The following is a 15,788-nucleotide window of genomic DNA, read 5'->3' on the forward strand; positions in this document are numbered from 1 at the left end:
GCCCCCTTCTGAGGGGGCTTTGTTGTTGGCAAAGCCGCGAAAGGGGCATACGATTCTTGAATTCGATCAACGTGAATGATACCTATGGCGATTCAACCGATTCAGTAGTATCGGAAACTCAGCCGGAAGGTTATGTGAGCGATGATACGGACTGTGATGATGCTGACGCCTTCATTAATCCGGGTGCGGAAGAAGCATGCAACGGCATTGAGGATGATTGTGACAACCAGGTGGATGAAGGGAGGGCAGAGCACCTACTACCGGGACACCGACGAAGATGGCGATGGCAACGTAAACGATACGCCCCAGGCGTGCGAGCCGCCGACCGGCACAATGTAAACATGGAAATCTGGAGTTGAACACTTAAAAAGTGATTTGCGATTGATTGTTACGGACAAGGATGCAGGCATGACTCGATTATCAGTGTTGACGCGGAAAAGGCAAATAAGGTTGGCGGGCTGTGGGATCGCTCTATTATTAATGATGCTCTTATCCTCCTGCGGGGATGGTAGTGATAGTGGGGATGTCGGCCTCGACAGTTCTCCGACTGAAACCGAGACCGGCTCAGCCATGTTGAAGATCAAATGGCACGACGCCTCCACCACCAAAGCGGATGTTGGCCCCATGGCCGAAGAATCACTGGATTGCGACGGTGCCGGTGTGGAGTGGATTACCTGCAAGGTGTACGATGAGGACGATAATCTTCTTACGACTGGTGGTCCCTGGGAGTGTAAAGAGCAGAACGGGAAACTTTCCGAGATTCCAGTCGGTGAGAACAGGAAGTTCGTTATTCTGGGCGCCGATGACCAGGGGAACATGCTTTTTCAAGGTCAGAAAGCGAACATCACCATCGATGAAAGGCCGGATAATGATGTCGGTACGATTGAAGTCCATTCTTTTGTTCCCAAAGGACTGGCGGCCACGGCAAGCTCCGCGATTCAGGCAGACCTTGTCTGGACCCAACCCAACGAAGACGTGGCGCTTGCCGGCTATCGCATCTACCGGAATGGCACGTCGGTAGGCACATCGGCATCCCTATCCTATAGTGACACGGGACTGACCCAAGGCACCGAATACTGCTACACCATTTCAGCCTATGATGAATTCGGCAATGAGTCCGCACCCAGTGATCAGGGGTGTGCAACGACCGATGTTTCTGCTGACACGGAGCCGCCTTCAGTTCCCACAGGACTCACCGCTTCAGCAGCGTCCGCCAGCCAGCTCGATCTGTCCTGGACGGCATCCATCGATGACGAACAGGTTGCCGGATATAGAATTTATCGTGATGACACTCAGGTAGGCACATCGGTATCCGCATCCTACAGCGACACGGGCCTGACTCAAAACACCGGGTACTGCTACACAGTCGAGGCTTATGATACTGCCGGCAATCCATCCGAGCAAAGTGAACAGGCCTGTGCAACCACGCTGGAAAGTTTTACCTGGTATCGTGATAGTGACAATGACAACTATGGCGATTCAACCCAATCAGTCATATCGGAAACCCAACCGGAAGGCTATGTGTCTAATGATACGGATTGCGACGACGACGATGACACGGTTTATCCAGGGGCGAATGAAATATACGATGGAATCGACAACGATTGCGACGGTACCATCGACGAGGGGTTGACGACCTATTACCGGGATGCTGACGAAGATGGTTATGGCAATGCCAATCAATCGGCGTTGGCGATGTTCCAACCCGATGGATATGTAACGGACAGTGGGGATTGCGACGACGATGATGCGTCTATTCATCCCGACGCCACTGAAACCTGCAATGAAATCGATGATGATTGTGACGGGCAGGTGGATGAAGGGGTGCAAACCACATACTACCGTGACGCCGACGAAGATGGCTTTGGCACTGCAGACGACACGATCCAGGCGTGTGAGCCGCCAACCGGATATATCACCGACAATACGGATTGTGACGACGACGATGACACGGTTCATCCCGGTGCAAATGAAATTAATGATAATATCGATAATAATTGTGATGGAGAAATCGATGAAGGTTTTGATGGAGACCCGCCAATTATTTCGAACATCTCACAAGCGTTGTTTGCCTTGCACACGGGTCGCTGTTATGACTGGGATGATATCAGCTACAGCGGGACCATTTTTAGTGTCAGTTTTGGCTATTCGGATACTGATGGAGATGCTCACGCTGACGACGGGGCGTCGGTTGGCTGGCTCGATCCATGGACGACTTTTTATGGTGATGGGTACAGCGGCTCACTGACCATGAGGCGTTGCGTGGAATTTGGGGACGCAGACACCGTCAGTGTTGATGCGACCTTGACTGACGGCGCAGGCAACCAAAGCAATGAATTGACAATCCAAATACCCAAGCCAGAAGGATACGATGATTGTTTTGCTCAAACAGTTGCGGCTGATGAAACAGAAGCATCCGGCCATACAATGACAGTTAACCTTGGGCAGTCATCCGGAATATTTTTGTTTAATTTCGACACGACTGGTGACGGGGAAGACCGAATAACAATTACCTATGAGGATGAAACACTCTTTGATTCGGGCTGTATTTCTGATCAAAGTTATCAATTTATTCGTTTCTCCGGTTCATCCACAGAGATCGTAGTGGAGGTCGACAGTGAAGGTTGTTCGACAAATGACAATGCAACATGGGAATATACGGTGAATTGTCCGGGACTGTTTTGGTAGGATGGGGCCACTATGGCGGCGCCTTTAAATGCCTTGCAGATGAACCCCTCGGACTCGTGCAAAATTCAGGTGACAACTAATTGCTAATGGCTGCTCATCGTACGCTTCCACACAATTAATTTGACGATGAGCCGTTGTTTTGACATCGTGCTCCCATGCTCTGCATGGGAGCACTAACTATTTACTACCGACCTTTAAACATCAATAGTACCCAATCGATTTAAACTCCGATTCAACGCTTAAAACGGTTCAACCATCACAGAATTGGTTCTCACAACCTTTATTGCTTTTTAGCTACCCCAAGCGCCCTTCTTCATATTTTTGTCATTCCGGCGAAAACTGGAATTCAGATACGCACTGGATGCCCGATCAGGCCCAGCGTGACGCTATCTCACACCTATTTATTTCTCTAAATTTTTCATAACTTGCGCGGTTCAATCAGCGAGTGACCGGATTCGATAAGGATATGGTCGACTGATCGCTCCCCCTCTCAAACAGGCTCTCAGGACAAATAAGGAGGTAAGCATGAAACGATTGTCAGCAGTTACTCGGCATGGACAAACAAACCTGGTGGTCTGTGGGCTTGCGATTTTGCTGATAATGCTTTTTTTATCTGCTTGCGGAGATGGTAGTGACAGTGGGGATATCAGTCTTGGCAGTTCTCAGTCAGAAATCGAGACCGGCTCGGCCATGTTGAAGATCAAATGGCAAGACGCCTCCATTATTAAAGGAGACCTTGATTCTCTAGCCGAGGAAGCATTGGATTGCGAGGGGGCCGGTGTGGCGACAATCACCTGCAAGGTGTATGATGACACCGGCAATCTTCTTACGAACGGTGATCCCTGGCCTTGCTCCGAGCATAGCGGATCATTAGACGGAATCCCGGTGGGTCAGGACAGAATATTCGTTATTCTGGGTGAGGATGCCGACGGGAACATTAATTTCCAGGGCCAGAAGCTGAACATCACCATAGACCAAATACCGGACAATGATGTCGGTACGATTGAAGCCCATTCTTTTGTTCCGGAAGGGCTGACGGCCACCACCAATTCAGCCGTGCAGATAGGCCTTACCTGGACCCAGCCCAGCGAAAACGTTGCACCTGCCGGCTATCGCATCTATCGGGACGGCGCTTTGGTGGGCACATCGGCATCCACATCCTACATTGACGCAGGTCTAACGCAAGAGACCCAGTACTGCTACACCATTTCAGCCTATGATCAATTCAGTAATGAGTCCGCATCAAGTGAACAAGCCTGCGCAACCACCGGGGTTTCCGCTGACGAGGAGCCACCGACAATTCCCACAGGACTGACCGCTTCAGCAATCTCCGCCAGCCAGATCGAACTATCCTGGACGGCATCCAGCGATAATGTTGGGGTTACCGAATATCGAATTTTCCGTGATGGTAATCAGACCGGCACAACAGCATCGACAGCTTTCAGTGATATGGGTCTGATCCAAAACACCCGGTACTGCTACACCGTTGAGGCATATGATGCCGCCGGCAATCCATCCGGAGAAAGTGCCCAAGCCTGCGAAACAACGATGGAAAGCTTTGATTGGTATCGCGATAGTGACAATGACAGCTATGGCGATCCAAATGATTCGGTAACCTCAGAAACCCAGCCAACTGGCTATGTGAGTGATTATTCGGATTGTGATGATGCTGATGCCTCAATTAATCCTGGCGCGGACGAAGCATGCAACGGGATCGATGATGATTGTGATGGCAGCGTGGATGAGGAACTGACCCGTCCAACCACCTGTGGTGTCGGCGCCTGTTCAGGCAATACCGGGACTGAAACATGCACGGACGGCGACTGGGGAAATGACACTTGTGATCCTTTGGACGGCGCCACGGCAGAGCGGTGCGATAATGTGGATAATGACTGCGATGGCAGTGTCGATGAAGGGCTGACCCGACAATCCACCTGCGGTGTCGGCGCCTGTTCAGGCAATACCGGGACTGAAACATGCACGGACGGCAACTGGGGAGATGACACCTGTGATCCTTTGGACGGCGCCACGGCGGAAGCCTGTGACAATGTGGATAATGACTGCGATGGCAGTGTCGATGAAGGGCTGACCCGACAATCTACCTGCGGGGTCGGCGCCTGTGCAGGCAATACCGGGACTGAAACATGCACGGACGGCGACTGGGGAGATGACACCTGTGATCCTTTGGACGGCGCCACGGCGGAAGCCTGTGACAATGTGGATAATGACTGCGATGGCAGTGTCGATGAAGGGCTGACCCGACAATCCACCTGCGGTGTCGGCGCCTGTGCAGGCAATACCGGGACTGAAACATGCACGGACGGCGACTGGGGTAATGATACCTGTGATCCGTTGGACGGCGCTACGTCGGAACGCTGCGACAATGTGGATAATGACTGCGATGGCAGTGTCGATGAAGGGCTGACTCGACAATCCACCTGCGGGGTCGGCGCCTGTGCGGGCAATACCGGTACTGAGACATGCACGGACGGCGACTGGGGTAATGATACCTGTGATCCATTGGACGGCGCCACGTCGGAACGCTGCGATAATGTGGATAATGACTGCGATGGCGCCGTGGATGAAAATCTCACCCAGCAAACGACCTGCGGCGTTGGGGCATGTGAAGGCAATACGGGTATCGAAACATGCACGGACGGTAATTGGGTGAATGACACCTGCAATCCAACGGCCGGAGCCAGCCGAGAGATTTGCTTTGACGTTATAGACAATGACTGTGATGGTCTGACCGATGAATATTGTCCCATCGAAGTTGATATCGACTACGATTTTGATTACGTGGCGCAGGGATCCCCCTTGGGGCTTGCTGTTGGTGAGACTGCGGCGGCCGGCCAGTTGAGGACGTACCCCTATGAAGAACTGAGGGAACCCAATTATTATAATTTATATGGTGAATTCTATTCTACTGATTATGGTTATTTAAGGCTTGGCAACAGTAGTGATAACGTTGTCTCATTTGTTCTTATATCTGTCGGTGGCGATGAGGGGCCGTCTGAAATGTTTTTTGACAGAAATAATAATGAAGACCTAACGGATGACGGAGGTCCGATTTCTAATCAAGGTACCGGCGGATTTGGCGCCTTGGTTCCTTCAGTGAACGTCCGCGTCGTTACTTCTTCGCATGGGACGATTACTCGTCTCTATAGGCTGTGGATGTGGCTTCGCAGCGATGGGCGGGTGTGGTTTTATGCGCGATGCCATTATTTGGGGGAAATCACAATCGGTGCAGACTCATTTTCAGCGGTCGCTTTTGAAGTCGATAATCATGACGTATTGTACCAGGAGAGTGGTTTGTACATAGATTTAAACCGGAATAACCAGCTTACGGATGCTGAAAATTTCATGGATGGAGATACCGTTACCATCGATAATATAGATTATGAACTTCGTTTAAATTATCCCTGATGACATGGGTGGCAGCGGCAACAGCCAGGATCGGGTCGGGCTATTGAAATTGCGCCCGGTAGCCATCTGTTGCCGTCAATCAATTCGGTGCCGTCCTTGAGGCTTAACATCGGCTGCCATTCGTCCAGATCAGAATATAGACAAAATCAAATAAAAAAGCTTCCGACCATTCGGAAGCTTTTTTGTTTTGAAAAGCGCTGAGCGTCAGATCTGAAGATCAATCGCCGCCGCTTTGGCCAGTTCCAGCCATTTGCCGATATCTTTATCGAATGTGCTTCTTTGTGCGGATTTGAGAATTTGGCCGGTCGCCACATCAACCAGGCGCAGATTCAGCTGCATCATCTGCATCATTTGCATGTAATGACCAAACACCATGTAATGCGCCCCCACGATTTTGCCGATCTTCAAACGCGTCGAATCCGACACCATCGATGTGGCGCCAAGGTTCAACTCTTCCAGGGCGACGATGAGCTGCTCTCTTTCAACAACGTTCCATTTTCCGGATTCACTCAGTGCTTCAATCACTTTGTTGGCCAGCAACTCACCCAAATCCAATGCCATCGAGTCAGTCTGATTCAAATTCTCCAGATCCCAGACGGCAATCGTCCGGAGCCTTTTTTCTTCTATGGGCATTGATTGACAACCGATCAAGACCCCCATTACTAAAACGGCGGCAACGAACAGTCTGATAGGAAATGACCCGGAAGCATTTGTCATATCTCGGAAATAATCTCCTCGATTTTAGCATCTCTTTGAACAGGCGTTTTTTGAGTGACGATGCGCGCCAGACTGAAATCCGGTTCAACTTTGGTGACTTCAAGCCGGGCGATCGTTTCCGGCGTTCCTTTCAGTTTTCTGCCTTTGTAGATGATGTCTTCGGCATCTTTCAATACACTGAATTGACTTCCCAGCACAACCCCCTGGTTTTTACCGATGTTAATCATGATCGCGTCAGTTTTGGCATCAACAATATATCCCCGCAACGGATAGGTGGAAATGATTGTTTTTAAGATCTCTTTGTTCAGCCACCCCAATTCCCTGTCCAACGCACCGCTGGCAGCGATCTGGCGCGTAAATACTTTAGCGATCATGGACGTTTCGGTATCCATGAGGCGCAGGCTGACCAGGGTCTGATCGGGCAAATAGTGGATCGAACCGGTACAGATCAGTTTGGCGGCAAACAATCGGCCAAGTTTTAAAGCGGTTTGCGGATCAGCCAGTTCGGACGTGCTCAGGTTCAGCTCATCCAAAATTTTTTCCATATACCTGCGTTCAACCACTTTAAGCCGGCCCGACGAATTGAGGTAGTCGGAAAGCTGGTCGGCCAGAACGAGGACAAACCCATCTCTGTCCGGCAATCCCCCCCCTTCTTTCAAATTGATAAAGGACAATACCATGGGGCCTGATGTCCAAGCGTCGGCTGACCGGTCTTTTTTCTCATCTTTTTGTTGACGATAGCGGTCGGCCAACGATTTGATGAGCGAATCCATACGTTTTTTCTTCTCAGCGTCATTCTCGATGGTTAATTTCTCCTGGACGCTGCGGATAAGAACAGAGGCATAAACATCATCTTTTTTTACCATCAGGGCCTGCCGATAGGCTTCCAGCGCCTGATCTAACTGGCCTTGCCGCTCAAGCGCCACCCCTTTGTTCGAGGTCGCCTCTATGAAATACGGGTCAATCTCTTCGCCCTGGCTAAAAAGCTCAATGGCTTCCCTGTTCTTGCCTTGCCTGGCCTTGATTAGGCCAATCCTGTTTTTGACTCTTGCCGACTGGTACTTGAGCGCTGTTTTTTTCTTTGCGGCAATCGTCAATTCCTTCTCAGCCTCCTCCACCTTTCCTTTTTGGGCTAAAATTTCGCCTTTGATAATGTAAGACCTGGCACGCTCAGGCGAAATCTGTTCGAGTTTCTCAGCCGAGGCCCAGGCCTTCTCAAAATCACCGGTTTTGAAATAGACTTGGGCGAGTCCTTCTTGTTTGAAGACCTTGGCTTCCTCCTGATCCGTTGGCAAACGGTCAATCATCTTTCTGGCCGTTTCCGGCTGCCCCCGCTCAAGGCTTGAAATGATATTGACCTTCATGGCGTCGACGTTTTTGGGATTCTCCTTGATGACCTGGTCACTGATGGCTGCGGCAAGCGTTGGCTTCCCGCGTTGCAATTGCACTTCCGCCAATCGGGTCAGTAGGATCTCGGCCCGTTTACCGCAACCTTGGAAATGGTGCAGCACTTTGCTTCGCGGCCCCACAATGCAAACGATGGGTAAAACAACCCGCGCATTGAAAAGATCGCTAACATTGGATGAATCCAGGAGAATGGGGATGTCAACACGAGATCCGGTCTTGAATCGATGGGCATCGGATTTGGCGGACCGCGTGATTCCCCACACCAGCATATCCGCCGATTTGTACTTTTGGGCCAGTTCGTTCAGGCTGAGCAGCCCCTCCTGGCTGATTCTGGCTTTTGCATCAAAAAAATACAAAATCTTCAAGGGTTGATCACTGACGTTTGCAAAATCATGCATTTGACCGTCTAGATCCTTCAAGGCAAAGGTGGGTGCTGTTTGCCCGGTCAAAAACCTTGCCAGTGCGGGCGTTGAACCCATAAGGCTCAACACACAAACGAGTGTTCCAACCATTATGACGGACCGACACCTTTTCATCATATCAATCCCCTTTGTCCATGATGCCTGACTGAATCGGCATCAGTTCTCCATAAAGCGGCAACTCGCCGTCTTCATTAAGCTGCAATTCGACGTCTTCATCCAGGTTCAACTGAACATCCAACGGATAGTAACCGTCTTTGCTGAGTCGAACTGCATGTTTGTCCTTGTTCAGGCCAATATGCATCGGTGTTTCGCCCTTCAGGATGCCATCGATAAATATCTGGGCATCCGGGGGAAGACTGTCGATCGTGACCATGACACGGTTTGTCTCTGATGTTTGGTTTATTTCATAGTATAGCATACCTGACGCAAAAATCACCATGATCAGCACCGCTACAATCGCAAAAAGCATCGATTTATGGCCCTTTTTGGGGGGCGCCGCCGGCTGGGCGGCATCTGATTTTCGGCGGTGAAGACACTTTTTCAATTCCAGCGCCATCTCTGCACCCGTCTGGAATCTTTCATCCGGCTTCTTTGCCAGGCTTTTCATGATCAATTGTGAAAGTCGTGGCTCAACACTGGGATCCAACTGATCGGGCGCCACGGGCGTATCATTGGAAATGGCCTTGGCAAGCGCCGCCAGGTTGTTGGCCTTGAACGGTTTTCGACCGGTTACCATTTCATATACAACCACGCCCAGCGAAAACAGATCGGTTCGCCCATCCAAAGGGTCACTGGTAAATTGCTCAGGCGACATATAGCCCGGGGTGCCTAAAAGTTGTCCGTCCTGGGTTTTGCGCGTGGCCTCCGGGTCTTCGATTTTGGCGATCCCAAAATCGGTAATTTTAATCTTGCCATCGGGCAGGACGATGATATTGGATGGTTTGATATCCCGATGAATGATTCGCTTTTCGTGCTTGTGCGCATAATCCAGGGCCTTGGCGACCTCAACACCGATTCCAATGGCGGTTTGATGCTCGATACGCTGCTTGTTGATCACGTCTTGAAGCGATCTGCCGTTCAATAGCTCCATGATGATAAACAATGTGCCATGATCCTCGCCCTGGTCGAAAACAATGACGATATTGGGGTGAGACAGCTGACTGATGGCGTGCGCCTCGGCATAAAAACGGGCGATATATTCATGGCTGACGACTCGATCCGTTCGCAATACCTTGAGGGCCACAAATCGCTTCATGCGCGGGTCATAGGCCTTGTAAACGACGCCCATGGCGCCACTGCCTATTTTTTCTACGATCTGGTAACGGCCGTATGTTTTTTTAGAATTCATTGATAAAGTGCTTTATTCTATCCGCGGGAATCAGAAAACCGATTGAATTGTCTTCTCGATAACGGCCTTTAATCATGCCGACCAACATGCCTTGCCTGTCAAACACGGGACTGCCGCTGCTGCCCGGTAGAATTTCCATGTTCACCTGCCAGTAGACGAGCTGATTGGCCCGAACCGGCGGCTGGTTTACGGTGCCTGCCGTTACCGTGTTGGCTTGGTTCACCGGACAGCCGATGGAATACACCAGTGTGCCCTGTAGTAGTGTTCGTTTACTATTGATCAAGGAAATGTGGGCAGGAGGTTTGATGGTCGTGCGAATCAACGCCAAATCGGTTTTTGGATCGGATTTGACCACTTCCCCTTCATGTGTCCGGCCTTTGCTGTCGGTAAACGTGATCGTTTTAAACTGTCTTAAACCATGCGTGGTACAAATAATGGTCCCTTTTTGGTCAATGATGAAACCTGAAACTTGAACGGTTGACTGGTCAGCCGCGCTTTGGATGCATACCACTGCATCAGATTTAGCAAGCACCGCGGCAGGTATTTGCGTGATTTGATCGGATATCCCATCCTTTTCCGTCGTTGGCGCTAGATATTCTTCAATATAGGCGGACAGTTGATCTTCCAAATCATTGACCTTGGAATTATTTTGGTCACTACTGATTGCAAGTTGTGTTGCCAAGGCTGACCGTGGTGTTAAGGTTACCCGCAAATTCTGATTGTCACGCTTACAGCTGAGTTGAATGATTCCCATTGGCAGTTCATGATCCGAAATCGCATCACATCCCTGGCCTAGCCAGTTTTGCGTTACCTGTCTGAGTTCCGCAATCGGCAGCGGAAACGTTTGAACAGCGTTGGCATCACTTACCCCAATCGGTGCGTTGATCAGAAGCAGGATAAACATAGCGCCTATAATGATCTTCGTAGTCATATCCATATCACCGTCATTCGTGTCTTAACGCCACAATGGGATCGACTTTTGCCGCCTGCCGGGCAGGATACAAACCAAAAAAAATACCGACCATAAAAGCGATCTGAAGCGGTAAGAATGCACTCCAAAAAGAGACAACCACTGTCCAGCCGGCGAGCGATGAAATGATCTCAACGGCTCCCAGCCCACACAACAACCCAATGATTCCACCGGCAATGGTAAGAAAAACGGACTCCACCAAAAAATGAAGCATGATGTGGCCCCGGGTGGCGCCGACGGCTCGACGAATACCGATTTCCCGGGTCCGTTCAGAAACCGTGGCGAGCATAATGTTCATGATCCCAATGCCCCCCACCAGCAAGGATATGCCGGCAATGGCACCGAGCACCAAGTTGAATGTCCGCTGGGTCCGCTCGGCCTGCTTCAAGAGTTCAAGCGGAACAAGCAACTGGTAGTCCGGGGTGTCATGATGAGCGACCTGCATGATCCGTTTGACAAGTGCCGCCGCAGCCTGAACATCCCTGGTACGTCCAACTTGAACAACGATTTCCGACAATTGATGCGCCGTCAGCAAATGCGCGGGTGCATCGGTTTTCACCTGAACAAGGCTTGGCGCGGTCTCCAAAGGGATAAACGCCATCTCGTTATAGTTTCGCACCGAAACCGTGGAATGTCTACCGGTTTGCCGCTCAACCCGGCTCAGCACCCCAACCACTTTAAACAGGTGAGGACCAATACGGATAAATTCTCCAGGAGCCCCGGCGTCTCCCAGGCTCTGGGCAATATCACTGCCCAGCACACACACCAGGTTTTTTTTCTGCTGATCCTGAGCGGCAATAAAACGCCCCGAAGAGATATGGATCCGTTGCACTTCAGCATAGCCTGCCGAGCAGGCCACCACCTGCGGCGAAATCCTTCGCGCCAGGCCCAAAATGGCTGTTTGCAACTCACGCAGGCAGGCCGCGCGTTCAATCATGGTGGCCCCCTTCACGATTCGCCGCATATCCGAGGTATTCAATCCTTTGGAAAGATGCTCCCGGGCAAGGGCAACCTGGTCTTCACTCAGCGCAACTGCCTTGATGTAGATATTTTTGGTGCCCAATTGCTCAATCTCGTTGAGGGTTTCTTTTTTGGCCCCCTCTCCGATAGAAATCATGGCAACAACCGCCATGACGCCGCACACCACCCCCAGGACACTTAGAAATGACCGCAGTTTTTGCTGCAACAGGCTGCGTACGGCAATACGCAGCAATGTTATCCATCTATAAAGCGTCATGGATGAATCGCCCATCGTGCATCGTCGCGCAGGCATCGGCATACGCGGCGATTTGAGGGTCATGGGTTACCAAAATGATCGTTCGGCCCTGGGCATGCAGCCGTTTAAAAAGCTCCATGATTTCCCGGCTCATTTGCGAGTCCAGATTACCGGTAGGCTCGTCGGCCAGGATGAGTTTGGGATCCGTGGCCAGGGCCCGGGCAATCGCCACCCGTTGCATTTCGCCCCCCGACAGCTCAAACGGTCGATGGTTGGCGCGCTCGCTCAGGCCGACCTGCGCGATTGCCGCATCGACCCTCTGACTGATATCGTCCCGGTGTTCCGTACGGTAAAGAAACGGCAGTTCAACATTTTCTTTCACCGTCAGTGTTGAAATCAGGTTAAAGGTCTGAAATACAAAACCCAAATAGCGGGAACGCAGGCGAGACAGTTCATTGTCCGAGGATCGGAGCACATCGATTCCATCCAGCCGGTATGATCCGGAATCAGGACGATCCAGACAACCAATAATGTTGAGCAGGGTCGATTTCCCTGATCCGGATGCGCCCATCACGGCAAAAAACGTCCCGCTTTCCAGACGCAGGTCCACCGCACGCAGAACCGGAACCTGGTGGGTTTCCATCTGGTAACTTTTTACAATCCCGGAAACATCTACGACAGGCAGGTTCATGGCGATTCATCGGCTATCTGGTCCGCGTTTGGTCTGATGACACTGACCCTGTCCCCTTCCTCGAGACCGGTGACGATTTCCACCCAATCTTCATTCTGGCGCCCGAGGGCGACTTTCTTTTTAAATAACCTGCCACCTGCGTCAACAAGATAACAAAATGTGTTCACGCCGTCGTCAAAAACGGCATGCACGGGAATAAAAATGACGTTGGTGGCGTTGTCCGAGGAAATGGTGATCCTGGCCGTCATCCCCGGCCGCAGACGGCTGTTTTTTCCCGTCAGGGTAACGGTGAGCTGGAAATATTTTTCGCCGACACCGCCTTCAAAGCGTTGTGTGGCAAGCATCCCAATGGCGGTAACCTTACCACTGATGGTGGTCTCCGGGTAGGCATCCACCCTTACCGAACAGGCCTGGCCAATGGCGACCTTGTGCAGATCGACCTCACGGACCTGGGTTTTGACGATCATTGTCGAAATATCCGGCAAATACAACAGCGGCTGATTCTGCCAGACCCGATCCCCCACTCTGGGCTTGCGTTTTTGTCCATCCCGAAAGGTTTCATAAAGAATGGCGATGCCGCTAAAGGGGGCCCGGATCGTGGTTTTTTTCAGTTCGGCAAGCGCCTGCTGGAGGGCGACTTGAGCGGTTTCCAGTTTTCCTTCGACTTCAGCAAGGGCTGACGCGGCCCGGGCGACTTTAAACGTTGCCCCTTTTTCAAGCTGCTGAACTTCAATCCCGGCCTTGTCAACACTCGTTCGAGCCGTTTCAATCAGGGTCGGCAGAACATGTTCTTTGTAACTTTCATGGCGCTGGCGGGCGGTCTGGTATTGCTGCTCCAGTGTGTCGACTTTCTTGCGCGCCAGTGAGAGTTCATTGGGATTGGCGAATCCCTGTTCCTGAAGCGTGATCAGATCGGCGATATAGGCCTTGTAACGGACATATTCGTCCTCGACTTTGTCAAGCTCATTCTTGTATTGCGCCAGTTGCAGCGGTCCCTCGCCTTCCAGCATTCGGCGCAATTCAAGCCGGGCGACTTTCAAATCATATTTTGCCGTCCGGATTTGCCGTTGTGTCTGATTTTCTTCCCATTTGAGCATCTGCCGGGCCGATTCGACAGCCGCTTCCAAACTCCGCACTTCACCACCCAAGCGGTGGATTTCTGTTTCAAATGGCGTGGGATCAAGGCGAATCAGGATATCGTCTTTGGCGACACTGGAGCCATCCTCAACCAGGAAAATGATTTTGCCTTTATCACCCCTGACCGCAGACGATATCATATGCGTGCGCGCCGCATCCATGACCCCCACCGTTTTTACACTGATTTCCAGGTCTCCTTCCATGGCCCGCACGATATGCGTTTCACTGACCGCTTCCGATGGCTGTGAAAAGCAGCGGAACAAGGAAAATGCAATTGCCGCCGCAAGCAATATCGGAAACCAGACTCCGATTTTATGGCCGGTTAGCCTGTTCATCCTTTTTCTTATACTCAATCAGTGTCCCCATGCCAGCCCGTAAACGGTAGGTGCCCACAATATAATCAATTTTGGCGGACAATAAATTGGTCCGCGCCTCCTGCAGCTCCGTTTCAGCCTCGATCACATTAAAGTTGTTCGCCATACCGTGACGAAACTTGGTTTTGGCTAAAGCGAGTTTGCCTTCGGCCTGGTTGATCTGTTCTTTTCTGATCTGCATGCGTTCTTCGGCTTTTAACAGTGAGTCGAAAACTTGCCGCACCTCTCGTTTAATGCTGTCCACTTTTGCCCATCGACTCAATTCGGCGCTTTTAACCGCCAGCAGCGATCGTTGATATTCGGCTTTTTCAACCGACCGCCGCCAATCTGTGGTGCTGACCAGGCTGATACTCCAGAAGTCTTCATCCAATCTTAACGACCGGTCTACCGGATCATCATTGGCGGTGCGATTGTACCGGCCGACCATATCCAGTTGGGGTTTGAGGTTGTGTTTGGCCAATCGGGAGGACCGCCGGACGTTTTCAATTTCGTCTTCAGCCTGGGTCAGCTCGATCCGATTCTGTACGGCCGTGGTAACCGCTTCGTCAACACTGACATCAAGGGGTGGACAAGTCAGCGGGGCACTCGTTTCCATCATCGTGCCCAGTGGCACCGCCAATAAGATTTTTAAACGGTCGCCCGCGTTGCGCAACGCTTCACGGGACCGACTCAAGCTGTCCTGGGCATCCTTGAGGCGGATTTGCGCCCGATAGACATCAATGGGATCAGACAAACCAATTTTTTCCTTGGCCTTTGCCATCATTGCATGGCCATGAAACCGATCGATCTGCCGTTGATCAAGGTTCACCAGCTCCCCCTGCTCGACAACATCGTAAACAGCGGCTACGGTTTCGACGACAAGGTTGATCTTGGCCAGATCGTAGGAACGTTGCACCGACCGCAAGGAATATTCGGAGGAATGAACCGAATCCAGATTGATTTCGGACCCCAACCCGCGCAGGAGGGGAACGGTCAACGCAACGCCAAACTTTGCCTGCCATCCATTTTCAAAATCGTGATACTCGTTTTTATACAATTCCTGGCTCAAGGAAACGCTGGGTCCCAATGTGGTCTTCTTTGCCACGGTTAAGCCAGCGCCGATGCTGTCACTGTCCTCCGTCATGACAGCGGTGGTTCCCGGTGCATATTTCCAATTAAATGCGGATTGCGTAGCCGTTAAGGCATATTCCTGACTATCCACACCATATTCCGAGTTTTTCAGACTCCGGTTGGCATGCAAGGCCAGCTCGATCGCCTCGGCCAGCGTCAGTGTATAAACCGTCGGCTCGGCGGATTCCTGTGGACCGCTTGAATCCTGCCCGTAAGCGTTGCAAGCCATAATGCATAGCAAGATCCCAAGCGCCAACCGCTTGATCAAGATATACCGGCTAT

Annotated in this window: 11 protein-coding genes; 3 read left to right on the forward strand and 8 right to left on the reverse strand. The window is 51.3% G+C overall.

Annotated elements, in window-relative coordinates; all coding sequences use genetic code 11:
- Positions 1–56: 56 nt before the first annotated feature.
- The 3 genes from Dvar_RS30340 to Dvar_RS30350 all read left to right on the forward strand — a co-directional run bounded on the left by Dvar_RS30340 (position 57) and on the right by Dvar_RS30350 (position 6,114).
- Positions 57–359, forward strand: a complete 303-nt coding sequence (locus tag Dvar_RS30340) for a MopE-related protein (protein ID WP_419656869.1) — start codon at positions 57–59, stop codon at positions 357–359.
- Positions 360–408: 49 nt separating this feature from the next.
- Entirely contained in the window at positions 409–2,688 is a 2,280-nt protein-coding gene (locus Dvar_RS30345) for a MopE-related protein (RefSeq protein ID WP_419656870.1), read from the forward strand.
- A 525-nt stretch (positions 2,689–3,213) separates the two neighbouring features.
- Positions 3,214–6,114 (forward strand): MopE-related protein, encoded by a 2,901-nt coding sequence (locus Dvar_RS30350; protein ID WP_419656871.1) that lies wholly within the window; start codon positions 3,214–3,216, stop codon positions 6,112–6,114.
- Positions 6,115–6,318: 204 nt separating this feature from the next.
- On the opposite strand, the gene Dvar_RS30355 is transcribed toward Dvar_RS30350, so the two are convergent.
- The 8 genes from Dvar_RS30355 to Dvar_RS30390 form a co-directional block, all read right to left on the reverse strand.
- Positions 6,319–6,747 (reverse strand): FlgO family outer membrane protein, encoded by a 429-nt coding sequence (locus Dvar_RS30355; protein WP_419656872.1) that lies wholly within the window; start codon positions 6,745–6,747, stop codon positions 6,319–6,321.
- An 80-nt stretch (positions 6,748–6,827) separates the two neighbouring features.
- Positions 6,828–8,777 carry a tetratricopeptide repeat protein gene (locus Dvar_RS30360; protein WP_419656873.1) on the reverse strand — a complete coding sequence of 650 codons (1,950 nt, stop codon included), beginning with the start codon at positions 8,775–8,777 and terminating at the stop codon, positions 6,828–6,830.
- 1 nt (position 8,778) lies between these two features.
- Positions 8,779–10,008 (reverse strand): protein kinase domain-containing protein, encoded by a 1,230-nt coding sequence (locus Dvar_RS30365; RefSeq protein ID WP_419656874.1) that lies wholly within the window; start codon positions 10,006–10,008, stop codon positions 8,779–8,781.
- The gene (locus tag Dvar_RS30370) at positions 9,998–10,939 is read right to left on the reverse strand and encodes a S1C family serine protease (RefSeq protein ID WP_419656875.1); all 942 of its coding nucleotides are present in this window, start codon (positions 10,937–10,939) and stop codon (positions 9,998–10,000) included. Before Dvar_RS30370 ends, Dvar_RS30365 begins: the two co-directional genes overlap by 11 nt.
- 13 nt (positions 10,940–10,952) lie before the next feature.
- The gene (locus Dvar_RS30375) at positions 10,953–12,215 is read right to left on the reverse strand and encodes an ABC transporter permease (protein WP_419656876.1); all 1,263 of its coding nucleotides are present in this window, start codon (positions 12,213–12,215) and stop codon (positions 10,953–10,955) included.
- Positions 12,202–12,885, reverse strand: coding sequence for an ABC transporter ATP-binding protein (locus tag Dvar_RS30380; RefSeq protein ID WP_419656877.1), 684 nt, complete (start codon positions 12,883–12,885; stop codon positions 12,202–12,204). Before Dvar_RS30380 ends, Dvar_RS30375 begins: the two co-directional genes overlap by 14 nt.
- On the reverse strand, positions 12,882–14,357 hold the full coding sequence (locus Dvar_RS30385) for an efflux RND transporter periplasmic adaptor subunit (RefSeq protein WP_419656878.1): 1,476 nt from the start codon (positions 14,355–14,357) through the stop codon (positions 12,882–12,884). The genes Dvar_RS30380 and Dvar_RS30385 overlap by 4 nt, the downstream gene beginning before the upstream one ends.
- Positions 14,335–15,735, reverse strand: a complete 1,401-nt coding sequence (locus Dvar_RS30390) for a TolC family protein (RefSeq protein ID WP_419656879.1) — start codon at positions 15,733–15,735, stop codon at positions 14,335–14,337. The genes Dvar_RS30385 and Dvar_RS30390 overlap by 23 nt, the downstream gene beginning before the upstream one ends.
- Positions 15,736–15,788: the final 53 nt, after the last annotated feature.

Origin of the sequence: Desulfosarcina variabilis str. Montpellier (assembly GCF_048565275.1) — a bacterium.
GTDB lineage: Bacteria > Desulfobacterota > Desulfobacteria > Desulfobacterales > Desulfosarcinaceae > Desulfosarcina > Desulfosarcina variabilis.

What these genes read in the sequence shown, in the direction of transcription:
- Dvar_RS30345 (WP_419656870.1), top strand. Translation starts at nt 409, where the DNA reads ATGACTCGATTATCAGTGTTGACGCGGAAAAGGCAAATAAGGTTGGCG.
- Dvar_RS30350 (WP_419656871.1), top strand. Translation starts at nt 3,214, where the DNA reads ATGAAACGATTGTCAGCAGTTACTCGGCATGGACAAACAAACCTGGTG.
- Dvar_RS30355 (WP_419656872.1), bottom strand. Translation starts at nt 6,747, where the DNA reads ATGCCCATAGAAGAAAAAAGGCTCCGGACGATTGCCGTCTGGGATCTG.
- Dvar_RS30360 (WP_419656873.1), bottom strand. Translation starts at nt 8,777, where the DNA reads ATGATGAAAAGGTGTCGGTCCGTCATAATGGTTGGAACACTCGTTTGT.
- Dvar_RS30365 (WP_419656874.1), bottom strand. Translation starts at nt 10,008, where the DNA reads ATGAATTCTAAAAAAACATACGGCCGTTACCAGATCGTAGAAAAAATA.
- Dvar_RS30370 (WP_419656875.1), bottom strand. Translation starts at nt 10,939, where the DNA reads ATGACTACGAAGATCATTATAGGCGCTATGTTTATCCTGCTTCTGATC.
- Dvar_RS30375 (WP_419656876.1), bottom strand. Translation starts at nt 12,215, where the DNA reads ATGACGCTTTATAGATGGATAACATTGCTGCGTATTGCCGTACGCAGC.
- Dvar_RS30380 (WP_419656877.1), bottom strand. Translation starts at nt 12,885, where the DNA reads ATGAACCTGCCTGTCGTAGATGTTTCCGGGATTGTAAAAAGTTACCAG.
- Dvar_RS30385 (WP_419656878.1), bottom strand. Translation starts at nt 14,357, where the DNA reads ATGAACAGGCTAACCGGCCATAAAATCGGAGTCTGGTTTCCGATATTG.
- Dvar_RS30390 (WP_419656879.1), bottom strand. Translation starts at nt 15,735, where the DNA reads ATGGCTTGCAACGCTTACGGGCAGGATTCAAGCGGTCCACAGGAATCC.